The sequence below is a fragment of the Pseudomonas sp. SDI genome (assembly GCF_003105155.1).
Classification (GTDB): Bacteria; Pseudomonadota; Gammaproteobacteria; order Pseudomonadales; family Pseudomonadaceae; genus Aquipseudomonas.
Map to the genome: position 1 here is coordinate 1 of NZ_QETK01000035.1, position 25,347 is coordinate 25,347.

A 25,347-nucleotide genomic window follows, 5' to 3' on the forward strand; every position below is an offset into this window, starting at 1 on the left:
CCAACGCAGTTGGAACAGAACCTGCGCTTGCAGGGGCAGTACTACGACGGGGAAACGTGTCTGCATTACAACACCTTCCGCTATTACGACCCGGGGGTGGGGCGGTTTACTACGCAGGATCCGATTGGGTTGGCGGGAGGGGTGAATCTTTATCGGTATGCGGTGAATCCTACGGGGTGGGTTGATCCGTGGGGTTGGGAATGCTGGAGTACTGCGCGGAAAAACGTCTGGAAGAGCGAAGCGAAAGATCCTAGCCGCGTCTATTCTCCAGCGAATATCGCAAGGATGACGCTGGGAAAAGCGCCAAAATTCACTGCTAAAGTTGCTAGCCGAAAGACTGGAGCCGAAAAAATCAGAGATTTCCCTCTGGAACTGCATCACTCAAGTGTTCCACAACGGTTTGGTGGCGCTGGCGTGCACAAAATAAGTAACTTAGAGATTGTTACTCCGTGGGAGCATGAAGCAGTAGACGCATTCCGCCACACCGGACATGAGCTTATTAAAATAATCAGAGGGATCGACACATGGTAGCCGCAAAAGAAATAATCGAATTCATTAATAGCAATGAATACAAAAAAATTCTGTCAGACTTCAGCCTACCCAACAATATCCAAGTTAACCCGAACTACACCGACACATCCGCAAACTTTGCTGAAAAAAAACTTAGAGCAGCTGGCGCCACTATCGAGGAAGTTAAAGCCACGTTAACTCAACTCAAAGAACTTGCCGACTACAGCGTAAGAAAATACCACGAAACACATGGAATTGACGATGATACAGGACTACCAGATGCCCCCGAAGCAACAATATTTTGTGGCTACTCAAGAGATTACCTACTAAATAACATACTAGAAATAATCATGGCAAAGAAAGGAAAGCAGCACTTAGAGCGATACCTTGGAGATATACGGATACCGGGATCAAAAAAATATGCATCTCAAATATTGAAATGGCTTTGTGCCTGCCCCCGATGAAGCAAACCCATGAAACTTGGTCGAGCCTACTCTCCGGCGTAGCATTGTAAGAGTTATGCTGAGCCCGAAACACTCTCGACCGCCCCAAGAATTATCCTCTCAAGAATCTAGTTAAAATAACGATATCAAAAAATAAAAAGCACCTTGAAGATCACTTCTATCACAACTTAGCCGCTCTCTCCCATCTACACTAGGAGGTCCTGCGTACCCAAGGTGCACTGACCAGTCGCTTCCACTAAGACAGCCTCGGCCAACGCATCGCCAAGGACGTCAGCCTGCATGACCAGGATGAGCCGGACAGCTACGCGCCACTGGCACGCACCGACACCGACACCGACACCGACCCGCTACAACCGGAACGCCGCGCCCAGCGCTACTACTTCCACACCGACCAGCTCGGCACGCCGCTGGACATGACCGATGAGAGCGGGCAGTTCGTCTGGCGCGGGTTTTATAAGGCGTGGGGCCGGGTCGAGGCAAAAACGCCAACGCAGTTGGAACAGAACCTGCGCCTGCAGGGGCAGTACTACGACGCGGAAACGTATCTGCATTACAACACCTTCCGCTATTACGACCCGGGCGTGGGGCGGTTTACTACGCAGGATCCGATTGGGTTGGCGGGAGGGGTGAATTTATACCGGTACGGGCGGAACCCAACCGGGACCATTGATCCTTGGGGTTGGTGCTCGACCAAGCTGGGCAACAATATGGGAGCACGGCGATTTGATGGGATGGCAAATCATCACCTCATACCTGAGGAAATAATGAAAAGCCCTGCGTATAAAAATATGTTCAAGCGCTTAAGGAATATTGGTTGGGATGGTGACGGAGCGTCTAACGGAAAATTCTTACCGGGAAGCCGAAATCTTTCTAAAGCAATGGGAGCTCCAGGACACTGGTCAAACCACCCACAATATACGGAGGCGGTAAAAAACAAGCTATCTTGGATCAACTCCAATCAAGGGAGGCTTTCAGATACGCAGTTGATACTTGGCATAAGAGCCTTGCAAGGCTGGGCAAATGCAGGCTTGGAAAATGGAAAATTTATCACTGATAAAATCACAGGAAAATTAATGTGACCACTATAGAGTTCTACATATTAAGGTACAAACCTGACGGTAAAAAATGCCCATACTTTTTCGGGACAACCTGGACCCCAGATTTGCCATCGGTCCACCTGCCTAGTATCACTATCGATGAAAAACATTTTTCCACAAATTATCATGTTTCGGCAAGAACTGAAAGCTATGACGCCGACTATAATCCAGATCAGTTTCTAGCTTCAGAAAAAATGATTGCCATATGCAAAAACCTGTCAGTTAATTATCTTTCTAGACCCGTGGCGATATCGCTTCATCGGCACAAAGTCCCGCAAAAAAAACAGTTTCTATTTATCCCCACCACTCGAATTAGAATAATGGACGAAAGCCTATCTATTTTCATAATGGATACGTCACCACTAAGTGACAGACAAGATCCGGAAGGGGATACTTACTACGAGCGCATCGACAAATTCGTGACTCGCCCGACCCCAACCGAGCACCTATTTTACTGCCTTGAAATAAAGGAGCTGGTTTGTTCCAAACAACTCAAAGAAGAATACGAAAAAGAAGATCTTATTGGAATTGAATTCACGCCTATTGATGAAAATTTTCGCTATGACCCATGGGGGGACTTCTACTCTTGACCTGTGACTAATAGTTTGATTCTTCGCTCTTTAAAAACAGTCAACCACAAGTTATAGAAATAAAAATAACTCCAGTCGCCTACGCCGAAATTACCGCTACAACCGGCGCGGGCTGCTGGTTGAGTCGACCGAGTACTCCCGTGAGGACCATCTGGAGCTCAGCCGGAGCCAGCAGTTCGAACACGACGCCGCCGGCAACCTGCGCAGCCGTGAGATCCGGCGTTCGCCGGTGGCATTGCAGAACGAGGATTTCAGCTACGACGCACCGGGCAATATCTCGCTGTCGGCGTTCAATTTTCGCGAAGCGCCGGGCAATCGCCTCAGTGGTTTCGGCCATCTTGAGTTCCGCTACGACAGCTGGGGCAACCTGAGCCATAAGGGTTACGGCAACCAGGGCAACGACGCCTTCCAGCGTTTCCAGTACGACTGCGAGAACCGCCTGATCCATGCCAAGACCTGGAAGGGCCCGTGGTTGCTGCGCGAGGGGCGCTATCACTACGACTGCCTCGGTCGGCGCATCGCCAAGGACGTCACCCTGCATGACCGGGATGAGCCGGAAACCGAGCGCACGGCGTTTGTCTGGCAAGGCCTGCGCATGCTGATGGAGCACAAGCGCGAGCTGCACAGCCTGTATGTGTACGAGCCGGACAGCTATGCACCGCTGGCACGCATCGACACCGACCCGCTCCAGCCGGAACGCCGCGCCCAGCGCTATTACTTCCACACCGACCAGCTCGGTACGCCGCTGGACATGACCGATGAGAGCGGGCAGTTCGTCTGGCGCGGGTTTTATAAGGCGTGGGGCCGGGTCGAGGCAAAAACGCCAACGCAGTTGGAACAGAACCTGCGCTTGCAGGGGCAGTACTACGACGCGGAAACGTATCTGCATTACAACACCTTCCGCTATTACGACCCGGGGGTGAGGCGGTTTACTACGCAGGATCCGATTGGGTTGGCGGGAGGGGTGAATTTATACCGGTACGGGCGGAACCCAACCGGGACCATTGATCCTTGGGGTTGGTGCTCGACCAAGCTGGGCAACAATATGGGAGCACGGCGATTTGGTGGGATGGCAAATCATCACTTAATCCCAGAAAAACTAGTAAATGACGCTATTTTCAAAAATATGTTCACACGCTTGAAAGGCATTGGGTGGAGTGGCGATGGCGCTTCCAATGGTCATTTCTTACCTAGCTCGTCAAAACTAGCTAAAAAATGGGATCACCTGGGCATTGGTCCAGGTATGAACAGTACACTAATGCCGTCGAAAACAAGCTGAAGCTTATTAACAGAGGTGCAGTCAGCATTTCAGATACTCAGTTGGCTCTAGGCATAAGAGAAATTCAGCGGTGGGCAAGAACAGGGTTAGAAAACGGTAAATTCACCGTTGACAACGTCACAGGAAGGCTACTATGAAAACGCCTAGCTTCTTCGCAGTCGAATATAATCCTGACGGAGATAGTGCCCCATTCTTTACCGATGCTAAATGGACACCTAAACTACCATCAATTCATCTATCCAGTGAAAACCCAGCCATCAAAAATTCTCAAAAGCATATTTATTAAAAGCGAAACTAAAGAAATATGAAGTTGACTTCGATACAAATCGCCTGCTTGCCTCCGAGGAGATTATTGAAATCTGCAAAAACTTGTCAGTCTCCTATTTTTCTAGGCCTGTTAAAATCACACTACTTCACGGAGTGACACCCAAGAAAAAACACTTCTTATTCATCCCTCTTTCTCGAATAGAATTGATGAACAAAGACCTCTCCATCTACACCAAGGATGACTTCGCCTCAACCTCAACCCAAGAAAGTGATACTTATTATGAAAAATAGAAAAATTTGTTATCTCCCCCTCCCCTCTGCCTCTATTTTTCTGCCTAGAATTAAAAGATTTTGTCTGCTCAGGTAAATTTAGAGATGAGTATGAACTCAGAAAACTTCAAGGAATAAAATTTATCCCTATTGACGGTGAGTTCCGCTATGCCCCTTGGGAAAAATTCAGCGCTTAACCCGCATTTCACCGCCAGCATCAAAGCTCTTTAAAAGCAATAAAGGCGTTTCAAAACAGTTGCACATACAGCGCCTAGTGAGACAGGCGCTGAAAAGCGCTAAAGCCTACCCATTGTCCCCCGCCAACCGCGCCACCGCCCGCTCCAGCAAACGCTTCAACCCACCCCGCTCTTCCTCACTACCGCGCAACACCCACTCCACCTGCCGCTCCAACGCCGCCAGCGGCGACAGCGTCTCCGGCAGATTCAGATGCTGTTCCAGGATCTCCTCCCCGCTGCTTACCAACAGCGCAAAGTGAATGATGTTCTCCAGCTCCCGTGTGTTTCCCGGCCAGCTGTGCCGCTCCAAGGCGTGCTGGGCGCCGTCGCTGAGCAAGGGTGGGACACTGAGGTTGAGCCGCGGACTGTAGATGCCGATGAAGTACTCGGCCAGCGGCAGAATGTCGCCGACCCGTTCGCGCAGCGCCGGCAGCTCCAGTTGGCCTTCGCGCAGATAGTGATACAAGCGTTCATGAAACTTGCCCGCCGCCACCGCCTGCGCCAGGTCGATGCTCGACGCGGCCACCAGGCGCACATCCACCGGGTTCGGCTGTTGCGCCCCCACGCGGGTCACTTCGCGGTTCTCCAGTGCCGCCAGCAGCTTGGTCTGGATCGGCAGCGGCAAGTCGGCAATCTCGTCCAGGTACAAGGTGCCGCCATTCGCCGAACCAAACCAGCCCGCCCGGCTACTCGCCGTGCCGCTATGGCTGCCGGCGCTGTAACCGAACAGTTCGGCATCGGCATAGGTAGGGCTGATGGCGCCGCAGTTGACCGACACAAACAGGCCGCCACGGTCACTGGCGCGGTGGATCTGCCGGGCCAGCAATTCCTTGCCGGTGCCGGTTTCGCCGCGAATCAGCACCGGTAAGGCCAATGGCGCAAGTTGCTCAAGGTCGGCGCGCAGCTGACGCGAACGCGGGTCGACGAACACCAGCGCCTTGGCGCGGATGCTCAGCGGGCTCTTGTCGAGCTCCGGAAAAGTCAGCAGCGGCTGACCGTAGGTGTCGTGAAGGCTCATGGCAAACTCCCGCCCCGGCACCACAGGGCCCGGGCGTTTCAATCGACGAATACGGCGCCTGGATCAGGCGCGGCGAAGGGCGTTTTGCTCCAGGCGGCTCTGCAGGCGATACAGGTAGGCAAAACCCTGCTCCCAGCGATGATGACCAGACTTGACGTTGATATGCCCGGCCCCTCCCAGAATCCCGGCTTCCGCACCCCAGGCCCGGGCCAGGTGCATCGCCCGCGGCGCGCTCACGGCCGGGTCGTTGTCGGCGGCCACCACCTGGCTGGGGAACGGCAGCAGGGACTGCGGGATCGGCGCGAAGTTGCGCAGCGCCGCATGGCAGGTCGGCCGCTCGACATCCGCCGGCGCCACCAGCAAGGCCCCACGCACCTGACGCAGACGCGCCACGCTGGCATGCGCGGCCCAGTGGGCAACAGTGATGCAACCGAGGCTGTGGGCAATCAGGATGACCGGCGTGTCGGCAGCGGCAATGGCTCGATCGAGGCTGGCCACCCAGTCTTCACGACGCGGCGTCAGCCAGTCGCGCTGTTCGACCCGAGCGCTGTTGGGCAGGCTGTTCTGCCAGTGGGTTTGCCAATGATCGTCTGGCGATCCTTGCCAGCCCGGCACAATCAGGTAACGGATCGACGTGTTGCGCATGGGGACGCCTCCTGCTCGTTTTGCGTACTTGAGAGGCAGTATAGGGCGAGGGATATATTCGTAAAGGAATAAGAAGCTATTTATTAATAACTGAAACGACTTAACGAAACACGGTCAGCATGGCTCCCACGGAAGACTACATTCAGGCCCAGCACAATAAAAAAAGGGACCACCCCCTGCCTGAGGACTGGTCCCTGAAGTCTTGCCTGAGAGCCGCTAGTTCAACGCGCCGTGATCACCGACAACTTGGTAATCCCCGCCCGCTCGATCGAGGCCATGGCACGCGCCACTTCCCCATAATTCACCCCGTCATCGGCCTGCAGTTGCACGCGCAATTCCGGGTCCTTGGCCTTGGCCGCCTGCAGGTTGGTTTCGAGCAGATCCGGCTGGATCTCGTCCTTGTTGATGAACAGCTTGCCGCCGCCATCGATACTCACCACCAACGGGTCCTTCTGCTCCACCGGCGCCACCGCCTCGGTCTTCGGCAGGTTGATCGGGATGGCGTTGGTCAACAACGGCGCCGTCACGATAAACACCACCAGCAGCACCAGCATCACGTCCACCAGCGGCGTCACGTTGATCTCGCTGAGTACCTCATCGCTGTCCTGGGTAGAAAACGCCATATCAGGACGCCTCCTTCACAGGCTGGCCAGCCACCGCAGCCGCCTTGTTCAGCGCCGGGTGCACCAGCACACGGAACGCACTCTTCTGCGCCAGGCTGTAGAAGTCATGGGCAAAGTCGTCGAGGTCGGCCGCGGTCAGTTTCAGGCGCCGCAGGAAATAGTTGTAAACCAGCACCGCCGGCACCGCGACGGCAATCCCGACACCGGTGGCGACCAATGCCGCACCAATCGGCCCGGCCACGGTTTCCAGGCTCGCCGAGCCTGCCGCGCTGATGCCCTTGAGCGCTTCCATGATCCCCCACACGGTGCCGAACAGGCCGATGAACGGCGAGGTGCTGCCGATACTGGCGACGACTGCCAGGCCGGTTTCCAGCGAACGGCGTTCGCGCACGATCTGCTGACGCAAGGCCCGCTCAAGACGGTCCTGATGATTGATCGCCTGGCTCAGGTCCGCGGCCTGACCCGGCTCGCCCACGGCGATGGCGGCATACCCGGCCTGGGCCACACGGGCCGCAGCGCCCGGCTGCGACTGGCTGAGCTCGGCGGCCGAGTCGAGGCTCGATGCCGCCCAGAATTTTTTATGGAAGCGTTTGTCCTGGTTTTTCAGGCGAACGAACTGCACGCCCTTGACCAGGGCCAGGCCCCAGGTGACGACAGAAAAGCCCACCAGCAGCCAGATCACCGCGCTTTCGATGGATTCGAGGGGGGATGCCAATACAGTCATGTCGAGTGCTCTCTCTTAGCGCGAATAGTTAACGAATCTTGAAATCGATCGGCACGCTGACCCAGCCATCCTGGGCCACATCGCCTTGCTTGGCCGGGACAAAGCTCCAACGCTTCACCGCCGCCAGGGCCGCGTCATCCAACTGCTGACGACCGCTGCTTTGCTGAATCTGGATCGCGCCGGGCTTGCCGCTGGCCAGTACCTGCACCCGCAACAGCACCGTGCCTTCCCAGCCGCGGCGCTGGGCCAACGACGGGTACTCCGGCGCCGGGTTCTTCAGGTACGCCGCGTTGGCCGAAGCCGGCGTTACCGGCGCCGGGGCCGCTGGTGCTGGCGGTGCCGGCGCGGCCACCGGGGCGGGTGGCGGTGCGTCGAGGGGCTTGGGCGTCGGCTTCAATTCAGGCTTGGGCACTGGCTTCTGCACGGGCTTGGGCTTGGGGATCGGCTTGGGCGCAGGCTTGGCCGCCCGTTCGTCGACCACTGGCGGTGGCGGCTCGACTACCGCTGGCGCCGGCGCAGGTGGCGGCGGCTCCACCAGCGGCGGTGCCGGCTGGGAAAACTCGATGGTCATCGGCGGAATCTCCGGCGGTACCACCGGCAACAGCGGGGTCGGCTTCTGGCTGACCCAGTAGGCCACCGCACCATGCAAGACCAAGGCGAAAACCCCCAGCAGGACCTTCTCGCGGCGCGACAGCGGACTGCGTGGCGCACGCTGCAAACGCTGCTGCGCCAGCGGCAGCCGATGCGGCCGACCGAGGTCGACCAGCTCGCCACCTGGCGCCTGGCGCCACAGCACATCGATTGCACTGGCGGCGGTCTGGACATTACCCATTGCTCAACTCCTGGGGGTTGGTGCATTCCATCGAAGGCAACGGCCTTCTGTGGGACGGATGATCGCCGCGAACCGCTTATCTCTTAAAGTAATCTTTAAAGTTATATATAGAACTTAATGGAATATACGGAATCACCGAATCGCTCTGGCCCACGTCGTTCAAGGGCTGCCGTCGTTCGGGTGTTTTTCCATGCTTTGCCGGCATGAAAAGTATTCGGCAAAGGCATGGAAAAACCGCCTTCAGGAGTCTTTACGGCCGGTCACACCGGGGGTTCGCGAGGTGCTGCGGCGCCCGATTGCAAGGCCACTTCCGGCGTGCATGGGGCATCCTTGCATGAGAGAGGGTCGGCGGCGGCGAGACGTTGTGCACCCACTACGGGATTATCAGCCGGGCACGGTTACGCCTGTCATCGCTGGCGGAGGCGATGACCGAGCAGATTTTGCGTACGGATCAGGCGCTGGAGGGGGTAGCCGGGAGCACCTGGCAGTGTAGGAAAAGCATCGCGGGACGAGCCCGCTCCCACAGGATTAGGTGCACACCGGACAACGGTGGGAGCGGGCTCGTCCCGCGATGAGGCCCGAAAGGCCTCAGATATTCCCGACTTGCTGCCACACCTTCGGCTTGAAGAACAACGTCTCGCCGCGCGCCAGGCCGGTCAGGCTGTCGTGATCCTTGACCACTTCGGCCTCGATCAGCTCGCTCTGCCCCTCAACCTTCAAGGTCACCCGCGTGGTCGCGCCCAGCGGCCGGATATCGCGCACCTGCGCCGCATGGTGCCCCTCCACCTCATGCCGCGACAGCGACACTTCGTGCGGGCGGAACAGCACATGATGATCCTCGCTCAGGTGCAGCCGGTTCGAGTCGCCCAGGAAGTGATAGACAAAATCGCTGGCCGGGTTCTCATACACCTCGCCCGGCGAACCGATCTGCTCGATCACACCCTTGTTCATCACCACGATACGGTCCGCCACTTCCATGGCTTCTTCCTGATCGTGGGTGACGAACACCGAGGTCAGGTTGATGTCTTCGTGCAGCCGCGCCAGCCAGCGGCGCAGTTCCTTGCGCACCTTGGCATCCAGCGCACCGAACGGCTCATCCAGCAGCAGCACCTTCGGCTCCACCGCCAGCGCCCGGGCCAGCGCGATACGCTGGCGCTGGCCACCGGACAACTGCTCCGGGTAACGGTCCGACAGCCAGTCCAGTTGCACCATGTTCAGCAGCTCATGCACCTTCTCGGCAATCTTGCTCTCGCTCGGACGCTCGCCCTTGGGTTTCATGCGCAGGCCGAAGGCGACGTTGTCGAACACACTCATATGGCGGAACAGCGCGTAATGCTGGAACACGAAACCGACGTTGCGATCCCGCACGTCATGCCCGGAGACATCCTCGCCATGAAACACGATGCTGCCTGCATCCGGGGTTTCCAGCCCGGCGATGATTCGCAGCAAGGTAGTCTTGCCGCAGCCGGAAGGGCCGAGCAAGGCCACCAGCTCGCCGCTGTGGATATCCAGGTTGATGCTGTCCAGAGCCTGGAAAGCGTTGAAGCGCTTGCTGACGTTACGAACTTCGATCGACATGAATTATTCCTCCGCTGCGCTATGGCGCAGGCGGTTAATGCGGGACTCGCTCCACTGCTTGAGCAGCAGGATGAAGAGCGCCAGGATCAGCAACAGGCTGGCCACGGCAAACGCCGCGACATGGTTGTATTCGTTGTAGAGAATCTCGACGTGCAGCGGCAAGGTGTTGGTCACCCCGCGAATATGCCCGGACACCACCGACACCGCACCGAACTCGCCCATCGCCCGCGCGGTACACAGCACCACGCCATAGATCAGACCCCATTTGATGTTCGGCAAGGTCACGTGCCAGAACATCTGCCAGCCATTGGCCCCGAGCAGGCGCGCAGCCTCTTCTTCCTGGGTACCCTGCTCCTGCATCAGCGGGATCAGTTCACGGGCCACGAACGGTACGGTAACGAAGATGGTCGCCAGGACAATGCCCGGCAGGGCGAAGACGATCTGGATGTCGTGATCCTGCAGCCACGGCCCGAACAACCCTTGCGCGCCGAACATCAGCACATAGACCAGGCCGGCAATCACTGGCGATACCGAGAACGGCAGGTCAATCAGGGTCACCAGGATGCTCTTGCCGCGGAAGCTGTACTTGCTCACGCACCAGGCCGCGCTGACCCCGAACACCAGGTTCAGCGGCACCGAGATGGCCACGGCAATCAGCGTGAGCTTGAGCGCCGACAGCGCGTCGGGCTCGAAGATCGCTTCGAAGAAGGTCCCCAGCCCGCCTTTCAGGCCCTGCGAGACCACGATGAACAACGGCAGCAGCAGGAACAGCGCGAACACCAGCCAGCACAGGCTGATCAGAACGCGCCGCGACACCGCGCTGCCACGACGGGCGGCATTCGCCGAAGCGGCTGCGCCCAGGGTAGACGTCGACATTGGCAAGGCCTCCTTCAAGGGGTTTCGATGCGCCGCTGCAGCAGGTTGATCAGCAGCAGCAGGATGAAGGAAACCACCAGCATCAGCACGCCGATGGCCGTGGCGCCGGTGTAGTCGTACTGGTCGAGCTTGACCATGATCAGCAGCGGCAGGATCTCGGTTTTCATCGGCATGTTGCCGGCGATGAAAATCACCGAACCGTACTCGCCAACGCCACGCGCAAAGGCCAGCGCAAAACCGGTCAGCCAGGCCGGCAACAGCGCTGGCGCGAGCACGTAGCGGAACACCTGCAACGGCTTGGCGCCCAGGCAAGCCGCCGCCTCTTCGACCTCACGCGGGATGTCGGCAAGCACCGGTTGCACGGTCCGCACCACGAACGGCAGGGTGACAAAGGTCAGCGCCAGGGTAATGCCCAGCGGCGTGTAGGCGATCTTGAAGCCGAGGTCGGTAGCAAACTGGCCGACCAGCCCGCTCGGCGCGTACAGCGCGGTCAGCGCGATACCGGCCACGGCGGTGGGCAGGGCGAACGGCAGGTCGATCATCGCATCGATGATCTTGCGCCCGGGGAAGGTGTAGCGCACCAGCACCCAGGCCAGCAGGGTACCGATGATACCGTTGATGATGGCGGCGTAGAGGGCAGTGCCGAAGCTCAGCTTGAGCGCCGCAAGCACGCGCGGCGCACTGACGATGGCCCAGAACTGCTCCCAGGTCAGCTGCGAGGCGTGTACGAACATGGCCCCCAGCGGTATGAGCACAATCAGGCTGAGGTACACCAAGGTGTAGCCCAGCGTCAGCCCGAAGCCGGGTATGACGGGGGAGATACGACGTGACATAAAGGTCCCTGGTTGAACGCACGAAACCCGGGACGAGTCCCGGGCCCATGCTGGCTACTGAACGGCGTTGCTAGCGGCCGGCAAACTTACTGCGCCGTGTAGATCTGGTCGAACACACCACCATCGTTGAAGAACTTGGGTTGCGCAGTCTTCCAGCCACCGAAGTCTTTGTCGATAGTCACCAGGTCCAGTTTCGGGAACTGCTTGGCGTATTCGGCGGCGACTTTCGGATCACGCGGACGGTAGAAGTTCTCGGCGGCAATCTTCTGCCCGGCCGGGCTGTACAGGTGTTCAAGGTAGGCTTTGGCGATGGCTTCGTTGCCTTTCTTCTCGGCGTTCTTGTCGACCACGGCCACCGGTGGCTCGGCGAGGATCGACAGGGACGGCACGACGATGTCGAATTTGTCGGCGCCACCGTCTTCCTTGAGCGCCAGGAAGGCTTCGTTTTCCCAGGCCAGCAGCACGTCGCCCTGACCGTTGTTGACGAAGGTGATGGTCGAACCGCGCGCGCCGGTGTCCAGCACAGGGACGTGCTTGAACAGCTCTTTCACGTACTCCTGAGCCTTGGCTTCGCTACCGCCGGTTTTCAGGCCGTAGGCCCAGGCAGCAAGGAAGTTCCAGCGGGCGCCGCCGGAGGTTTTCGGGTTCGGGGTGATAACCGATACGTCTTGCTTGATCAGGTCGCCCCAGTCCTTGATGCCTTTCGGGTTGCCCTTGCGCACCAGGAACACGATGGTCGAGGTGTACGGGGTGCTGGCGTCCGGCAGACGGCTCTGCCAGTTGTCCGGGAGGGTTTTGCCCAGCTTGGCGATTTCGTCGATGTCGCCGGCCAGGGCCAGGGTCACCACGTCGGCGCGCAGGCCGTCGATCACCGCGCGGCCTTGCTTGCCCGAACCACCGTGGGATTGCTGGATTTTCACCTTGTCATCCGGGTGGGCTTGTTGCCAGTGTTTGACGAACTCGGCGTTGTACTGCTGATACAGCTCGCGGGTTGGGTCATAGGACACGTTCAGCAGTTCGTAATCCTTGGCGATGGCGGAACCGGCAAACACGGCACTGGCCAGCGCGGCCAGGGCAAAACGGCGAATGGACATGGTGAAGCTCCCGATTGGCTATTTTTCTAATGGGGTGGCGCGTGAGGCAATGCTTCAGCTGGGCTTGGTGCCCGAGTTCTGCAGGCGGAACTTTTCTTTGCGCTCGATCTGCACGACCTGGGCGTTGTGCACGGTGATCTCCACCGCACCGAAGCGCAGGTCGCGCAAGGCGGCCTGAATTTCACGCAGAATGGTGGCTTCGTCCTGACCGTCAACGCTACGCAGAGATGCGCTCATGCTCGTGCTCCTGTGAGAAGGGGTGCCGTGCAGTGCATGTGCGGGAGCGACTGCGCCTGGCGATGGGGCAATCTTAGAGAGGGTTGAATATTCTTAAAAATACTATTTAAGAATTTTTATATAACCAAAAACTTTACAGATGAGAGCCATCACCTATAGGCGCTGGCTTGCCTGCGATCGGCTGTGAAGCGGCCGTAAACCTCAGCCCCGTTACCCCTGACACACCGAGCAAACCGGATTTGCTGCTGCGATGCAGCAGATCGCAGGCAAGCCAGCGCCTACAAAGGCAGCGTAAGACTCAGGCCCAGCGCAATTGCTGCGCCGGCACGGGGCGACCGTACCAGTAGCCCTGGCCCATGTCGCACTGCTGCTCCAGCAGGAAGCGCGCCTGCTCCGCCTGCTCGATACCTTCGGCATGAATCTGCATGCCCATGCTCCGCGCCAGGGCGATGATCACCCGCACGATCGCCACATCGTCCTCGTCACCGGGCAAGCCGGCGACAAAGCCCTGGTCGATCTTCAGCTTCTGCACCGGCAAACGCTTGAGCCGCAGCAACGACGAATACCCCGTACCGAAATCGTCGATGGCCAGGCGAATTCCCAGTTCGCGCAGCCGATGCAACTGCTCCAGGGCAATCTCCGGGTCCTCCATCACCGCACTCTCGGTGACTTCCACCTCCAGGCACGCCGGATCCAGCCCGGTGTCATGCAGCACCTGCGCCACCTGCGGGTACAGGTCGCGATGGGCAAACAGTCGGCTGGAAACGTTCACCGCGACAAAATCGAGCCGCTTGCCCTGCGTCTGCCATTCGACCATCTGCTGGCAGGCCTGGCGCATCACCCAGGTGTCGATATCGGCAATCAGCCCAGTGCGTTCGGCCACCGGGATGAACTCGCCCGGTGGTACCAGGCCGCGCTGCGGATGCTGCCAGCGCACCAGCGTCTCGACGCCAATCATCTTGCCGGACAGCAGGTCGTGCACCGGCTGGTAGTAAACCCGCAGCTCTTCCTGCTGCAGCGCCCGGCGCAGTTCGCCGGCCGTCTCGACTCGCTGCTGCGCGTGGGCGGTGAGCTCTTCGGTGTACAGCGCATAGCCGGCGCGGCCGTTCTGCTTGGCCTTGAACAGCGCCGAGTCAGCGTTGCGCAGCAACTGTTCGGCGCTCAGCGCATCGCTGGGGAACAGGCTGATGCCGATACTCACGCTGGTGAACAAGCGATGGCAGTCGAGCTGGAACGGCTCCTTCAGGCCATCGATGATGTTCTGCGCCAACGCTGCCGCCTGGCCCACCTGCGAGCAGTTCTCAGCCAGCACGGCAAATTCGTCGCCACCCAGCCGGGCCAGGGTCACGCCGCTGCCCACCAGGCCCTCCAGGCGCTCGCCAACCGCCTTGAGCAACTGATCGCCAGTGTTGTGGCCGAGGCTGTCGTTGATACTCTGGAAATGGTCAAGGTCCATCAGCAACAGCGCGCAGCCGCGCTTGTTCGCCTGCGCGGCAGTCAGTGCCTGTTCGGCGCGGTCGTTGAACAGCAGACGGTTGGGCAGGTCGGTGAGCGGATCGTGGTGCACCAGGTAGGCCAGCTCGCGCTCGGTATGCTTGATCGCGCTGATATCGCTGAACACCGCCACATAGTGGGTCAGCTCGCCGCTGTCGTCGCGGATGGCGCAGATGGTCTGCCACTGCGGGTACACCTCGCCGCTCTTGCGACGGTTCCAGATTTCCCCGCTCCACTCGTCCTTCTCGGCGAGGATGGCGAACATCTGCTGGTAGAACGCCAGGTCGTGACGGCCGGACTTGAACTTGCTCGGGCGCTGGCCCAGCACTTCATCCTTCTGATAGCCGGTGATCTGCATGAACGCGCGGTTGACGTGCACAATGATGCCGTCGCGATCACTCACCAGCACCCCTTCCTGGGTGCTGTCGAACACCGCTGCGGCCATCCGCAGGCGCTCGCGGTCTTCGCGGCGCAGCCGGGCACCCACGCCGATGAACTTGAGCAAACGGAAGCGCGAGACGAAAATCAACAACGCGCTGAGACCCGCCCAGGCAAAGCCATTGGCCCATTGCCAGCGCACCAGGTCGGCCGGGTCATCGAAAAGATTGTTCAGTAATTGATCAGACAACACCAGCCAGAGGACCGCAAGCATCAAGTAGAGCGCGGCCATGCGCAAGGCGTCGCGAACGGAAACGGACATAAGCGTCGTCTAAGCCCACACCAAAATGTGGGGCATTATAGGGCAGAAACACCCAGTGACCTCCTATCTAAAAGGCCGACTGGTTTTATTTGAACGCACAGGGATAATACTTCCCGCTGTTCCTTTCGCCTACGAGGGCTCTACCGCCTATGTGGTACTACGGTTTACTCGACCTGTCAGCCTGGCAATTGCTGGCGGTCACCTTGCTGATGACCCACGTGACCATCGTCGCGGTAACGGTTTATCTGCATCGCTATTCAGCCCACCGCGCACTCGAACTGAACGCCGGGCTCAAGCATTTCTTCCGTTTCTGGCTGTGGCTCACCACGGCGCAGAACACCCGCGAGTGGACCGCCATCCACCGCAAGCACCACGCCAAGTGCGAAACCGTCGACGACCCGCACAGCCCGGTCATCAAGGGCCTGGGTACCGTGCTGCGCAAAGGCGCCGAGCTGTACCGCGAAGAGGCACAGAACCCGGAAACCCTGCGCATCTACGGCAAGAACTGCCCGGAAGACTGGATCGAGCGCAACCTCTACTCGCGCTACAAGCTCGGCGGTATTGCCCTGATGGCAGTCATCGACCTGCTGTTGTTCGGCACCATCGGCATCACCATCTGGGCGGTGCAGATGATGTGGATTCCGTTCTGGGCCGCCGGCGTGGTCAACGGCCTAGGCCATGCGCTGGGCTACCGCAACTTCGAATGTCGCGACGCCGCCACCAACCTGGTGCCGTGGGGCATCATCATTGGCGGTGAAGAACTGCACAACAATCACCACACCTACCCGAACTCGGCCAAGCTCTCGGTCAAGCGCTGGGAGTTCGACATGGGCTGGGCCTGGATCAAGCTGTTCACCTGGCTGCGCCTGGCCAAGGTGCAGCGTGTTGCGCCGATTGCCCACCGCGTCGAAGGCAAGGGCCAACTCGACATGGATACCGCCATGGCGATCCTCAACAACCGTTTCCAGATCATGGCGCAGTACCGCAAGCTGGTAATCGCACCACTGGTCAAGCAGGAGCTGGCCAAGGTCGACGACTCGGTACGCCACCAGTTCCGTCGGGCCAAGCGCCTGCTGTCGCGGGAAACCAGCCTGCTTGAGGAGCGCCACCATGCGCGCATCCAGACCATGCTCGAGCACAGCCAGTCGCTGAAAACCATCTACGAGAAACGCCTGGCCCTGCAACAGATCTGGGCCCGCACCAGCGCCAACGGCCACGACATGCTGGCGGCAATCAAAGACTGGGTACACGAAGCCGAGGCCAGCGGTATCCACTCGCTGCGCGACTTCGCCGCGCAGCTGAAAACCTACTCGTTACGCCCCGCCCTGGCCTGATGCCGTTGATCGGCGTGCCCCGCCCAGGGGCGCGCCGACTGGAACTTTGTACCTGTTTTTTTACTCTGACTTGGCATATCGCCTGCGTGGCGGGCCGGGTCGTGGCCGCACGCCCTGCCATTCGAGAAGTAGCGTGCCAATGGTCAAGAAGAACCCGCCGTTTCCGTCTTACCCCCCGCCTCCCGATACTGCGCAAACCTTGTTGGCCCTGATGCACGCCCAAGGCGAAGTGGCGCGGCTGAGCGAGCGCGAGCAGCTGTTCAGCTCGCTGCTCGACAGCGTCAATGCAGTGCTCTGGGCATTCGACTGGGAAACTCGGCAGGTGCTGTATGTAAGCCCGGCCTATGAGCGGATCTTCGGGCGCTCGGCAGCGCTGTTGCTGGCAGACGCCAACGAGTGGCGCGACAGCATCTACCCGGACGACCTCGACTATGCCGAACGCAGCCTGGCCGACGTGCTGATCAAGGGCGCGGTGGAGGACCGCGAATACCGCATCATTGCCGCCGACGGACAGATCCGCTGGCTGAGCGACAAATGCTTCATCAACCAGCAGGCCGACAACGGGCAGCGGCTGATCGTGGTTGGCATTGCCGAAGACATCACCGACAAGAAGCAGCTCGAAGGCGAGCTGCAGCGCCTGGCAACCACCGACGTGCTGACCCAGAGCAGCAACCGCCGGCACTTTTTCGAGTGCGCCCACCAGGCGTTCGAGAAGGCCCGGCTGGAGCAGACGCCGCTGGCGTTTCTGCTGCTGGATATCGATGACTTCAAGCGGATCAACGACACCTACGGGCACCAGGAAGGCGATCACGTGTTGCAGCGCATCGCCGACAGCGGCCGCGCGGTGTTGCGTCGGGGCGACCTGTTCGGGCGAATTGGTGGCGAGGAGTTTGCAGCGGTGTTTCCGGGCTGCCCGCCGGAGATGGCGATGCAGGTTGCCGAGCGTTTGCAGCGGGAGATTCAACGCTTGAGCTTTAGCCACGAAGAGCAGGTGTTCGGGGTGACGGTGAGCCAGGGTCTGACGGCGATCAACGACCAGGACGAGGTGCTCGACAGCCTGTTTGCCCGGGCGGATGCCGCGATGTATCAGGCCAAGCGCCAGGGCAAGAACCAGATTGTGCGGGGCTAATCTTGAAGCACGCCTACAGGGCTATGCGTCGCGCTTGAGTCACTAGACCTTACGCAACCGCACCAGCTCCGCCATGCCGACCTGCAGCAGCCGCGCTGTGCGGCTGTCGGCCAGCCCTTCCAGGCCCTGATCCGCCGGTAGGCGCGCCAGTTGCCCGGACAGGTTCATCACCAGATCCTCGCGCTGATAGACCCCGCCGCCAAGCTGATACACCGAGGCAATCAACTCACGCAGCTCCAGCGGCAGACGCCAGCGCGTACGCAGCGCCGAGCCATAGGCGGCACCATATTCGTTCAACGACAGTTCGATGGCATCCTCATCCAGCGCCCCACCCGCCAGCTTCCACTCCTGCAACACGCGCAGCAGTGCCAGGTCGCCCAGGCAATGCAGCAACCCGGCGCAATAGCAACGCTCCTGCTCCAGTTCGAGCATCCGCGCCAGCGTGCGGGCGTATTCGGCCGTGTGCAGCGACATGTCCCAGTAACGCTCGGCGTACTGCGCCAGCAGTGGGTCGGTGAGCCGGGCGCTGCGCTTGAGGGTCAGCCCCAGCACCAGGTTCATGCTCTGCGTGGTGCCCAGCTTGTTCAGTGCCTGTAACAGGGTCTGCACCGCGCCATCGCGATGCAGCGCCGCACTGTTGGCCGCGGCAATCAGCACCGCAGTAATCTGCGGGTCGCCGCGCAGTTCTTCCTCCAGTACTTTCAGGTTCAGCCCCTGCGGGTTCAACGCCCGCTGCACCGCCTGCTTCACATCGGCAATCAGCGGCCCACCGTCGGCGCTGGCGCGGTGGTCTTCCAGATAGCGCGACAAGGTGATGCCTGGACGCAACGGCTGCACCGGGCAGGCGACTTCCTCGCCGACCTTGAGCAACTGCGCTTCCAGCCGGCGGCGCAGCGAGTCCATGTCCAGCGGCTTGCTCAGGTACGCTGTGGGCGCCAACGGCAACACTTCGCGCACGCTGGCGCTGTCGCTACGGCTGCTGATCAGAATGAACGGCAAGGTCGACTGGCGGCGCTTGGCGCGCACGTTGCGCAGCAGTTCCAGGCCATCGAGGCCCGGCAGCTCGCGCGCGGCAATGATCAGGTCCGGTTGGCTGGCCAGCGCGGCGAGCGCCTCGTGGCCATTGGCGCAGACCTGCAGGCGCGCATCGCAGCGCACACTCAACAGCATCTGCGTAAGCATGTCGCGCACCCATGGATCGCCCTCGGCGATCAATACGCAGGGTGCAGCGCCTATGTCTACAACAGTCATCGGTCTCTCCTGGCAGCTCGGCACGCGTTCCTGTGCACCTTCCTCGGTGTCTCCTTCAGGCAACCTTAGCGCCCATGCCTGGCTTTGGGCGAAAAAAAACCCGCCTAAGCGGGTTTTTTTCTACTGCATCACAGATTATGCGAGTTCAGCGAAGCACGCTTCGATGATCGCCAGACCTTGGTCCAGCTGCTCGTTTGGCGCAGTCAGCGGTACCAGGATACGCAGGACGTTGCCGTAGGTGCCGCACGACAGCAGGATCAGACCCTTGTCGCGCGCCTTGGCCACAACCGAGGCCACGGCAGCGGCGTTCGGGGTGTGCGAGCCTTTGGCGTCGAACACTTCCACCGCAATCATCGAACCCAGGGCACGCACGTCACCGATGATCGGGTACTTGTCCTGGATCTTGCGCAGGCCGGCAACCAGGTGCTCGCCAACGGCCTGGCTGCGCTCCAGCAGCTTCTCTTCTTCGAACACTTCCATCACGGCCAGGGCCGCAGCGCAGGCGATCGGGCTACCGGCGTAGGTGCCGCCGAGGCCGCCTGGGGCGATGGCGTCCATGTATTCGGCTTTGCCGCACACACCGGCCAGCGGGAAGCCGCCAGCGATGGATTTGGCGAAGGTGGTCAGGTCAGGCGCGACGCCCATCTGTTCCATGGCGAAGAAGGTGCCGGTACGGCCAGCGCCGGTCTGTACTTCGTCGGCGATCAGCAGGATGCCGTGCTGGTCGCACAGGGCACGCAGACGCTTCATGAATTCTTTCGGCGCCACGTAGAAACCACCTTCGCCCTGTACTGGCTCAAGGATGATTGCGGCGATGTCACGGGCTTCGGCGTCGTTCTTGAAGATGCGCTCGATGGAGGCGATCGAGTCGTCGATGCTCACGCCGTGCAGCTCGTTCGGGTAGAGAGCGCGGAAGATGCCGCCTGGCATCAGGCCCATGCCGGCCGAGTAAGGTACGACTTTACCGGTCAGACCCAGGGTCATCATGGTGCGACCGTGGTACGCGCCGGTGAAGGCGATCACGCCAGCACGCCCAGTGGCGGCACGGGCGATCTTGATGGCGTTCTCAACGGCTTCGGAACCGGTGGTAACCAGCAGGGTTTTCTTGGCGAAGTCGCCTGGCACCTTGGCGTTGATCTTTTCGCACAGCTCGACGTATGGCTCGTAGGCCAGCACCTGGAAACAGGTATGGGTCAGCTTGTGCAGCTGCGCTTCAACCGCCGCAATGATTTTCGGGTGCACGTGACCGGTGTTCAGTACCGCGATGCCGCCGGCGAAGTCGATGAACTCGCGGCCTTCGACGTCGGTAACGGTGGCGTTTTTCGCCGACTCGGCGAAGATCGGGTGGATCTGGCCAACACCGCGTGGAACAGCGGCGACGCGACGTTGCATCAGGGATTCGTTGGTCTTGTTGCTCATAGTGTCCTCATTTCGCCACCTGGGGTGGCGCGATTCAGTCTGGGCGGCCGGTGTTCAACTGCAGCAGCATGCGTTGATCGACTGCTGCAGGGGCCAGGCTGCCGGATGTTCCGGTGTAAAAAAGGCCAGCGAGACGTCGCTCTCGCGTCCCGCTGGCAGAGGCAAAACGTTACCGGCGCATCAAACGCTGATGCACAGGTATTTGATTTCCAGGTAGTCCTCGATGCCGTACTTGGAGCCTTCACGGCCCAGGCCCGAGGCCTTGATACCACCGAACGGGGCAACTTCGTTGGAGATCAGGCCGGTGTTGATCCCGACCATGCCGTATTCCAGCGCTTCGGCAACACGGAATACGCGGCTCATGTCGCGGGCATAGAAGTACGATGCCAGGCCGAACTCGGTGTCATTGGACATGGCGATCACTTCGGCCTCGTCCTTGAAACGGAACAGCGGCGCCAGCGGGCCGAAGGTTTCTTCCTTGGCCACGGCAGCGGACTTCGGCACATCGACCAGGATGGTCGGCTCGAAGAAGTTGCCTTCGATCAGCTTGCCACCGCTCAGTACCTTGGCGCCTTTGCTGACCGCGTCGTCGATATGTTCCTGAACCTTGGCCACAGCCTTGCCGTCGATCAGCGGGCCGGTGGTGGTGCCTTCTTCCAGACCGTTGCCGATCTTCAGTTTGGCCACTGCCGCCTTGAGCTTCTCGGCGAACACGTCGTAGACGCCGTCCTGCACGTAGATGCGGTTGGCGCAGACGCAGGTCTGGCCGTTGTTGCGGTACTTGGAGATGATCGCGCCTTCGACGGCCTTATCCAGGTCGGCGTCGTCGAACACGATGAACGGTGCGTTACCGCCCAGCTCCAGGGAAACCTTCTTGATGTCCTTGGCGCATTCGGCCATCAGCTGACGACCGATTTCGGTCGAGCCGGTGAAGGACAGCTTGCGCACGATCGGGTTGCCGGTCAGTTCGCTGCCGATGTCGCCGGCGCTGCCGGTGACCACGCTCAGCACGCCGGCCGGGATACCGGCGCGGGTGGCCAGCTCAACCAGGGCCAGGGCCGAGTACGGGGTTTGCGAAGCGGGCTTGAGCACCATGGTGCAGCCAGCGGCCAGAGCCGGGCCGGCTTTACGGGTGATCATCGCGGCCGGGAAGTTCCACGGGGTGATGGCCGCGGTCACGCCGATTGGCTGCTTGATGACGATCAGACGCTTGTCGGGCTGGTGGCCCGGGATGGTGTCGCCGTAGACGCGCTTGGCTTCTTCGGCGAACCACTCGATGAACGACGCGGCGTAGGCGATTTCGCCCTTGGCTTCGGCCAGTGGCTTGCCTTGCTCGGAGGTCATCAGGCGGGCCAGGTCGTCCTGGTGCTCGATCATCAGTTCGAACCAGCGGCGCAGCTTGCCGGCACGCTCTTTGGCGGTGAGTGCACGCCAGGCCGGCAGGGCCTTGTCGGCCGCTTCGATCGCGCGGCGGGTTTCGGCGGCGCCCATTTTCGGCACGCTGCCGAGGGTCTCGCCGGTGGCCGGGTTGGTCACCTTGATGGTCTGACCGTTGTCCGCGTCCAGCCACTCACCGTTGATGAAGGCTTGCTGGCGGAACAACTGGGCGTCTTTAAGCTGCATGTCGGCTTCCTTAACTGCACCGCGTAGGAACGTGGCGAATTATTGATTGTAAAAAAGGAGAGCGTTTGAAATCTCAAACGAATCCTAGGATCAACGACAAAAAAGGACAATAGGGTGTTCGAAAAAAAGAACAAAATCCCGACTGCCCGTGGCGAATTTCAGATCAACGACAGGTATAGACCCTTTCGTGTGCGAAATCGAACACAGCTACGTTCGGCGATGGACGCCGCCGGGCTAGATGGGTATTATGGCGCCCGCGTTGCACTCGTAGCTCAGCTGGATAGAGTACTGCCCTCCGAAGGCAGGGGTCGTGGGTTCGAATCCCGCCGAGTGCGCCATTTAAGATGAAGCCCGCCGAGTGCGGGCTTTGTTGTTTCTGGGGTAAAGCTGCAAAGAAAAAAAGCCCCGCCAACCAAAGGTTGCCGGGGCTTTTTAGTTACCGCTGGAAAGGTGCTATTACAGCGCCATATCCGAAACCGGCTTGCTCTCCGCAGCAGGCGCCGGGGTGGCGGCTGGCTGTGGCGCAGGGGTCTTGTCGATGGCCGGTGGCGGGTTCAGCTGCAGGGTTTCTGCAGTGCTGACCCACTCCTGGTACGCACGCTCAGGCGAGTCGTTCAGCTTGGTGCCGTAGCTCGGGATGATCTGGTGCAGCTTGGCTTGCCACTCTGGCGAGGCAACCTTGTCCTTGAACACCTTCTGCAGCACGCTCAGCATGATCGGCGCAGCGGTGGAAGCACCTGGCGAGGCACCCAGCAGACCGGCAATGGTGCCGTCTTCGGAGGTGACGATCTCGGTGCCCAGCTTCAGCACGCCGCCGTGCTCGGCATCACGCTTGATGATCTGCACGCGCTGGCCGGCTTGCCACAGGGTCCAGTCTTCCTTCTTCGCGTGTGGATAGTATTCCTTCAGCGCGGCGAAGCGATCGTCGTCCGACATCATCAACTGGCCAGCCAGGTAGGTCACCAGCGAGAACTGGTCGACACCGACTTTGGTCATCGGCCACACGTTATGCGTGGTGGTGGTGGTCAGCAGGTCCAGCAGCGAGCCGTTCTTCAGGAACTTGGTGGAGAAGGTCGCGAATGGGCCAAACAGGATCACCCGCTGACCGTCCAGGACGCGGGTGTCCAGGTGCGGAACCGACATGGGTGGCGCGCCAGTGGAAGCGATGCCGTAGGCCTTGGCCATGTGCTGATCGGCAATGGCTTTGTCTTTGAGCACCAGGAACGAACCGCCCACCGGGAAGCCGGCGTATTCGTTGGCTTCCGGGATACCGGACTTCTGCAGCAGGTGCAGGGCGCCGCCGCCAGCACCGATGAAGACGAACTTGGCGTCGGTCTCGGTTTTGCGGCCGTCTTTCAGGTTTTTGTAGGTTACGCGCCAGCCGCCGTCTTTATTGCGGGTGATTTCCTCGACTTCGCTCTCCAGCTTCAGGCTGAAGTTAGGCTTGGTCTGCAGGTTGCCGACGAACTGGCGGGTGATCTCGCCAAAGTTCACGTCGGTACCCAGTGGGGTCCAGGTGGCGGCCAGTTTCTGGTTCGGGTCGCGCCCTTCCATCATCAGCGGAACCCACTTCTTGATCTGCTCGTGATCTTCGGAGTATTCCATGCCGCGGAACAGCGGGCTGGTTTGCAGCGCTTCGTAGCGGGCCTTGAGGAACTTGATGTTGTCATCGCCCCACATGAAGCTCATGTGCGGGGTGGAGTTGATGAACGAACGCGGGTTTTTCAGCACGCCCTGCTTGACCTGCCAGGACCAGAACTGACGGGAGATCTGGAACGACTCGTTGATCTCGATGGCCTTGGTGATGTCGATCTTGCCGTCTTTGCCGTACGGGGTGTAGTTCGACTCGGCCAGCGCGGAGTGGCCGGTACCGGCGTTGTTCCAGCCGTTCGAGCTTTCTTCGGCCACAGCGGGCAGGCGCTCGATCATTTCCATCGACCAGCCCGGTTCCAGCTCGTTCAGCCAGACACCCAGGGTGGAGCTCATGATCCCGCCGCCGATCAGCAGTACGTCGACTTTCTTGGCTTCTTCTGCATGCACAGACATGACGCCTACGGACATGGCCATGGCCAGCAGGGTCTTATTCATTTTTTTCAACATTCGTTCACCCATATGAAAAACATCTTCCGCCCGCCGCTTGGGTCATGTGCTGGCCCGTGTGTTGGCAGACAAGGCCGTGAAGCGCGCGGCCTCACGTAATTGTCCCTACTGCGCTGACTTCTTGTTCATATTGGTTTCAGCTAGCTAGAACGACACGAAACTGCCTAGGAAAACCTAGGTAAGCGTAGGCACTCGTGCTGGAGCCGGCGCATTGTAGGCGAAAAAAAGAGCAAATTAGTCGGAAAAAACGATTTAGCCGATGTTTTGTAGGGATGTCTCTCTGTACCAGGCCGAAATTCACTGAGGGCGTGGCGCTATACCGATTGTTGATAGATAGGGTGAAGATTGGGGCTGGCGGAGACCGGGTCCTACGAAATACCCTACGCGGTCTGTCTGTCATGGATGGCTTACCCCTGGGACTTGAACGAGTAGGCTCTTGCTCGTCACCGAAAACTCGGTGATCGGGTGTGGTAACCCGGCTGTGATGGAGAGAGCAACTGCCTTTATGGCAGCTGTGCGCGGGAGGCTTTCGGGCCTGCCGGGATGACTCCGTCCGGTTTACCACCCCGCGTACAGCTGCCACCTTTTCGTGTGGTGACGAAATGGGGCAGCTCCAACTCGGAGTTGTCAGTCATGAAGAAAAAGCTCGTTCCCGATCCACCTCTCGAAACCTGCACCACCGCGCCTGCCATATTCGGCAGTTGCGAGGCTGGTCACGCCCCTTTGTATTCGGTAAACCCCGGCATCGCTGCGCATGACGCGCTGGTGCATATCTCGTTGCACCTACGCTGTGCCTACGACAGCGGTCATCATCTGATGGAACAAGCCGACCCCGGCAGCAAGCGCATGCTCTGGACCACGCTGCATTCGGTGGATGCGGCCAAAGGCCTGGTAGATGCACTGCTCGACGGCATCGAAGCCCGCGCCCTGAGCAACGCCACGGCCACCTAACCTGCAACCCCGCCCTGCAGGCAATGATCCGCGACCTCAACAGCCAGGTGATCGTGCAGCAGCGCTGAGACCATAGGTAAATCGGCGGGCAAGGCGAAAAAGTCCGGCCAATGACGCTTTTCAATGGGCTTCATGCCGCTTTCAACCTTGCCCTGTTGGCATCTGTGCACGAT

The 25,347-nt window shown here is 59.8% G+C and carries 24 protein-coding genes and 1 tRNA gene; 9 read left to right on the forward strand and 16 right to left on the reverse strand.

Annotation, left to right across the window (positions count from 1 at the left end):
* The 5 genes from DCO48_RS19620 to DCO48_RS23030 form a co-directional block, all read left to right on the forward strand.
* A partial coding sequence (locus DCO48_RS19620; protein ID WP_133247622.1) for an RHS repeat-associated core domain-containing protein occupies positions 1–531 on the forward strand: 531 nt, incomplete at its 5' end.
* Positions 525–974: a hypothetical protein gene (locus DCO48_RS22620; protein ID WP_133247623.1), complete on the forward strand. Its 450-nt coding sequence runs from the start codon at positions 525–527 to the stop codon at positions 972–974. The genes DCO48_RS19620 and DCO48_RS22620, both read left to right, overlap by 7 nt.
* 311 nt (positions 975–1,285) lie before the next feature.
* A complete protein-coding gene (locus DCO48_RS19625; protein ID WP_371919530.1) occupies positions 1,286–2,053 on the forward strand; it encodes an RHS repeat-associated core domain-containing protein in 768 nt (255 codons plus the stop codon).
* The gene (locus DCO48_RS22625; protein ID WP_133247624.1) at positions 2,050–2,661 is read left to right on the forward strand and encodes a hypothetical protein; all 612 of its coding nucleotides are present in this window, start codon (positions 2,050–2,052) and stop codon (positions 2,659–2,661) included. Before DCO48_RS19625 ends, DCO48_RS22625 begins: the two co-directional genes overlap by 4 nt.
* 229 nt (positions 2,662–2,890) lie before the next feature.
* On the forward strand, positions 2,891–3,940 hold the full coding sequence (locus DCO48_RS23030; protein ID WP_256584119.1) for an RHS repeat-associated core domain-containing protein: 1,050 nt from the start codon (positions 2,891–2,893) through the stop codon (positions 3,938–3,940).
* Between the two features lie 840 nt (positions 3,941–4,780).
* On the opposite strand, the gene DCO48_RS19640 is transcribed toward DCO48_RS23030, so the two are convergent.
* From DCO48_RS19640 to dibA, 11 genes are all read right to left on the reverse strand, one after another.
* On the reverse strand, positions 4,781–5,731 hold the full coding sequence (locus tag DCO48_RS19640) for a sigma 54-interacting transcriptional regulator (protein ID WP_116552270.1): 951 nt from the start codon (positions 5,729–5,731) through the stop codon (positions 4,781–4,783).
* A gap of 63 nt (positions 5,732–5,794) precedes the next feature.
* The gene (locus DCO48_RS19645) at positions 5,795–6,376 is read right to left on the reverse strand and encodes an alpha/beta hydrolase (protein ID WP_116552271.1); all 582 of its coding nucleotides are present in this window, start codon (positions 6,374–6,376) and stop codon (positions 5,795–5,797) included.
* A gap of 221 nt (positions 6,377–6,597) precedes the next feature.
* Entirely contained in the window at positions 6,598–6,999 is a 402-nt protein-coding gene (locus DCO48_RS19650) for a biopolymer transporter ExbD (RefSeq protein WP_045201768.1), read from the reverse strand.
* A 1-nt stretch (position 7,000) separates the two neighbouring features.
* Positions 7,001–7,723, reverse strand: a complete 723-nt coding sequence (locus DCO48_RS19655; RefSeq protein WP_116552272.1) for a MotA/TolQ/ExbB proton channel family protein — start codon at positions 7,721–7,723, stop codon at positions 7,001–7,003.
* Between the two features lie 28 nt (positions 7,724–7,751).
* The gene (locus DCO48_RS19660) at positions 7,752–8,555 is read right to left on the reverse strand and encodes an energy transducer TonB (protein WP_116552273.1); all 804 of its coding nucleotides are present in this window, start codon (positions 8,553–8,555) and stop codon (positions 7,752–7,754) included.
* Between the two features lie 588 nt (positions 8,556–9,143).
* On the reverse strand, positions 9,144–10,133 hold the full coding sequence (locus tag DCO48_RS19670; RefSeq protein ID WP_116552274.1) for a sulfate/molybdate ABC transporter ATP-binding protein: 990 nt from the start codon (positions 10,131–10,133) through the stop codon (positions 9,144–9,146).
* A gap of 3 nt (positions 10,134–10,136) precedes the next feature.
* Positions 10,137–11,009 (reverse strand): sulfate ABC transporter permease subunit CysW, encoded by an 873-nt coding sequence (cysW, locus tag DCO48_RS19675; RefSeq protein ID WP_116552275.1) that lies wholly within the window; start codon positions 11,007–11,009, stop codon positions 10,137–10,139.
* 14 nt (positions 11,010–11,023) lie between these two features.
* Positions 11,024–11,842: a sulfate ABC transporter permease subunit CysT gene (gene cysT / locus DCO48_RS19680; protein WP_116552276.1), complete on the reverse strand. Its 819-nt coding sequence runs from the start codon at positions 11,840–11,842 to the stop codon at positions 11,024–11,026.
* Between the two features lie 86 nt (positions 11,843–11,928).
* Positions 11,929–12,936, reverse strand: coding sequence for a sulfate ABC transporter substrate-binding protein (locus tag DCO48_RS19685; RefSeq protein WP_116552277.1), 1,008 nt, complete (start codon positions 12,934–12,936; stop codon positions 11,929–11,931).
* 54 nt (positions 12,937–12,990) lie between these two features.
* The gene (gene oscA / locus DCO48_RS19690) at positions 12,991–13,173 is read right to left on the reverse strand and encodes a sulfur starvation response protein OscA (RefSeq protein WP_116552278.1); all 183 of its coding nucleotides are present in this window, start codon (positions 13,171–13,173) and stop codon (positions 12,991–12,993) included.
* 298 nt (positions 13,174–13,471) lie between these two features.
* Complete coding sequence (gene dibA / locus DCO48_RS19695; protein ID WP_116552279.1) at positions 13,472–15,367, reverse strand: phosphodiesterase DibA; 1,896 nt, start codon at positions 15,365–15,367, stop codon at positions 13,472–13,474.
* 149 nt (positions 15,368–15,516) lie between these two features.
* Between dibA and desA the strand changes: the two genes are divergently transcribed.
* Together desA and DCO48_RS19705 are read left to right on the forward strand one after the other, a co-directional pair.
* Positions 15,517–16,701: a delta-9 fatty acid desaturase DesA gene (desA, locus tag DCO48_RS19700; protein WP_116552280.1), complete on the forward strand. Its 1,185-nt coding sequence runs from the start codon at positions 15,517–15,519 to the stop codon at positions 16,699–16,701.
* A gap of 139 nt (positions 16,702–16,840) precedes the next feature.
* Complete coding sequence (locus DCO48_RS19705; protein WP_116552281.1) at positions 16,841–17,830, forward strand: sensor domain-containing diguanylate cyclase; 990 nt, start codon at positions 16,841–16,843, stop codon at positions 17,828–17,830.
* A 42-nt stretch (positions 17,831–17,872) separates the two neighbouring features.
* On the opposite strand, the gene DCO48_RS19710 is transcribed toward DCO48_RS19705, so the two are convergent.
* The 3 genes from DCO48_RS19710 to gabD form a co-directional block, all read right to left on the reverse strand.
* Complete coding sequence (locus tag DCO48_RS19710) at positions 17,873–19,081, reverse strand: response regulator (RefSeq protein ID WP_116552282.1); 1,209 nt, start codon at positions 19,079–19,081, stop codon at positions 17,873–17,875.
* Between the two features lie 135 nt (positions 19,082–19,216).
* Complete coding sequence (gene gabT / locus DCO48_RS19715; protein WP_116552283.1) at positions 19,217–20,500, reverse strand: 4-aminobutyrate--2-oxoglutarate transaminase; 1,284 nt, start codon at positions 20,498–20,500, stop codon at positions 19,217–19,219.
* A 180-nt stretch (positions 20,501–20,680) separates the two neighbouring features.
* On the reverse strand, positions 20,681–22,123 hold the full coding sequence (gabD, locus tag DCO48_RS19720; RefSeq protein WP_116552284.1) for an NADP-dependent succinate-semialdehyde dehydrogenase: 1,443 nt from the start codon (positions 22,121–22,123) through the stop codon (positions 20,681–20,683).
* 261 nt (positions 22,124–22,384) lie between these two features.
* On the opposite strand from gabD, the gene DCO48_RS19725 reads away from it, so the two are divergent.
* Positions 22,385–22,461, forward strand: a tRNA-Arg gene (locus tag DCO48_RS19725).
* Between the two features lie 118 nt (positions 22,462–22,579).
* Here the strand turns inward: DCO48_RS19725 and mqo are convergent.
* Positions 22,580–24,223: a malate dehydrogenase (quinone) gene (mqo, locus tag DCO48_RS19730; RefSeq protein WP_116552285.1), complete on the reverse strand. Its 1,644-nt coding sequence runs from the start codon at positions 24,221–24,223 to the stop codon at positions 22,580–22,582.
* 633 nt (positions 24,224–24,856) lie between these two features.
* On the opposite strand from mqo, the gene DCO48_RS19735 reads away from it, so the two are divergent.
* Entirely contained in the window at positions 24,857–25,174 is a 318-nt protein-coding gene (locus DCO48_RS19735; protein ID WP_116552286.1) for a DUF3077 domain-containing protein, read from the forward strand.
* Here DCO48_RS19735 and DCO48_RS22775 read toward each other — a convergent pair.
* Positions 25,171–25,308 (reverse strand): hypothetical protein, encoded by a 138-nt coding sequence (locus DCO48_RS22775; RefSeq protein ID WP_165840806.1) that lies wholly within the window; start codon positions 25,306–25,308, stop codon positions 25,171–25,173. The two genes, DCO48_RS19735 and DCO48_RS22775, sit on opposite strands and share 4 nt — an antisense overlap.
* Positions 25,309–25,347: the final 39 nt, after the last annotated feature.

Excerpts from the sequence above, each read along its gene's own strand:
- DCO48_RS22620 (WP_133247623.1), top strand. The coding sequence starts at position 525 with ATGGTAGCCGCAAAAGAAATAATCGAATTCATTAATAGCAATGAATAC.
- DCO48_RS19640 (WP_116552270.1), bottom strand. The coding sequence starts at position 5,731 with ATGAGCCTTCACGACACCTACGGTCAGCCGCTGCTGACTTTTCCGGAG.
- DCO48_RS19645 (WP_116552271.1), bottom strand. The coding sequence starts at position 6,376 with ATGCGCAACACGTCGATCCGTTACCTGATTGTGCCGGGCTGGCAAGGA.
- DCO48_RS19650 (WP_045201768.1), bottom strand. The coding sequence starts at position 6,999 with ATGGCGTTTTCTACCCAGGACAGCGATGAGGTACTCAGCGAGATCAAC.
- DCO48_RS19655 (WP_116552272.1), bottom strand. The coding sequence starts at position 7,723 with ATGACTGTATTGGCATCCCCCCTCGAATCCATCGAAAGCGCGGTGATC.
- DCO48_RS19660 (WP_116552273.1), bottom strand. The coding sequence starts at position 8,555 with ATGGGTAATGTCCAGACCGCCGCCAGTGCAATCGATGTGCTGTGGCGC.
- DCO48_RS19670 (WP_116552274.1), bottom strand. The coding sequence starts at position 10,133 with ATGTCGATCGAAGTTCGTAACGTCAGCAAGCGCTTCAACGCTTTCCAG.
- cysW (WP_116552275.1), bottom strand. The coding sequence starts at position 11,009 with ATGTCGACGTCTACCCTGGGCGCAGCCGCTTCGGCGAATGCCGCCCGT.
- cysT (WP_116552276.1), bottom strand. The coding sequence starts at position 11,842 with ATGTCACGTCGTATCTCCCCCGTCATACCCGGCTTCGGGCTGACGCTG.
- DCO48_RS19685 (WP_116552277.1), bottom strand. The coding sequence starts at position 12,936 with ATGTCCATTCGCCGTTTTGCCCTGGCCGCGCTGGCCAGTGCCGTGTTT.
- oscA (WP_116552278.1), bottom strand. The coding sequence starts at position 13,173 with ATGAGCGCATCTCTGCGTAGCGTTGACGGTCAGGACGAAGCCACCATT.
- dibA (WP_116552279.1), bottom strand. The coding sequence starts at position 15,367 with ATGTCCGTTTCCGTTCGCGACGCCTTGCGCATGGCCGCGCTCTACTTG.
- desA (WP_116552280.1), top strand. The coding sequence starts at position 15,517 with ATGTGGTACTACGGTTTACTCGACCTGTCAGCCTGGCAATTGCTGGCG.
- DCO48_RS19705 (WP_116552281.1), top strand. The coding sequence starts at position 16,841 with ATGGTCAAGAAGAACCCGCCGTTTCCGTCTTACCCCCCGCCTCCCGAT.
- DCO48_RS19710 (WP_116552282.1), bottom strand. The coding sequence starts at position 19,081 with ATGACTGTTGTAGACATAGGCGCTGCACCCTGCGTATTGATCGCCGAG.
- gabT (WP_116552283.1), bottom strand. The coding sequence starts at position 20,500 with ATGAGCAACAAGACCAACGAATCCCTGATGCAACGTCGCGTCGCCGCT.
- gabD (WP_116552284.1), bottom strand. The coding sequence starts at position 22,123 with ATGCAGCTTAAAGACGCCCAGTTGTTCCGCCAGCAAGCCTTCATCAAC.
- mqo (WP_116552285.1), bottom strand. The coding sequence starts at position 24,223 with ATGTTGAAAAAAATGAATAAGACCCTGCTGGCCATGGCCATGTCCGTA.
- DCO48_RS19735 (WP_116552286.1), top strand. The coding sequence starts at position 24,857 with ATGAAGAAAAAGCTCGTTCCCGATCCACCTCTCGAAACCTGCACCACC.
- DCO48_RS22775 (WP_165840806.1), bottom strand. The coding sequence starts at position 25,308 with ATGAAGCCCATTGAAAAGCGTCATTGGCCGGACTTTTTCGCCTTGCCC.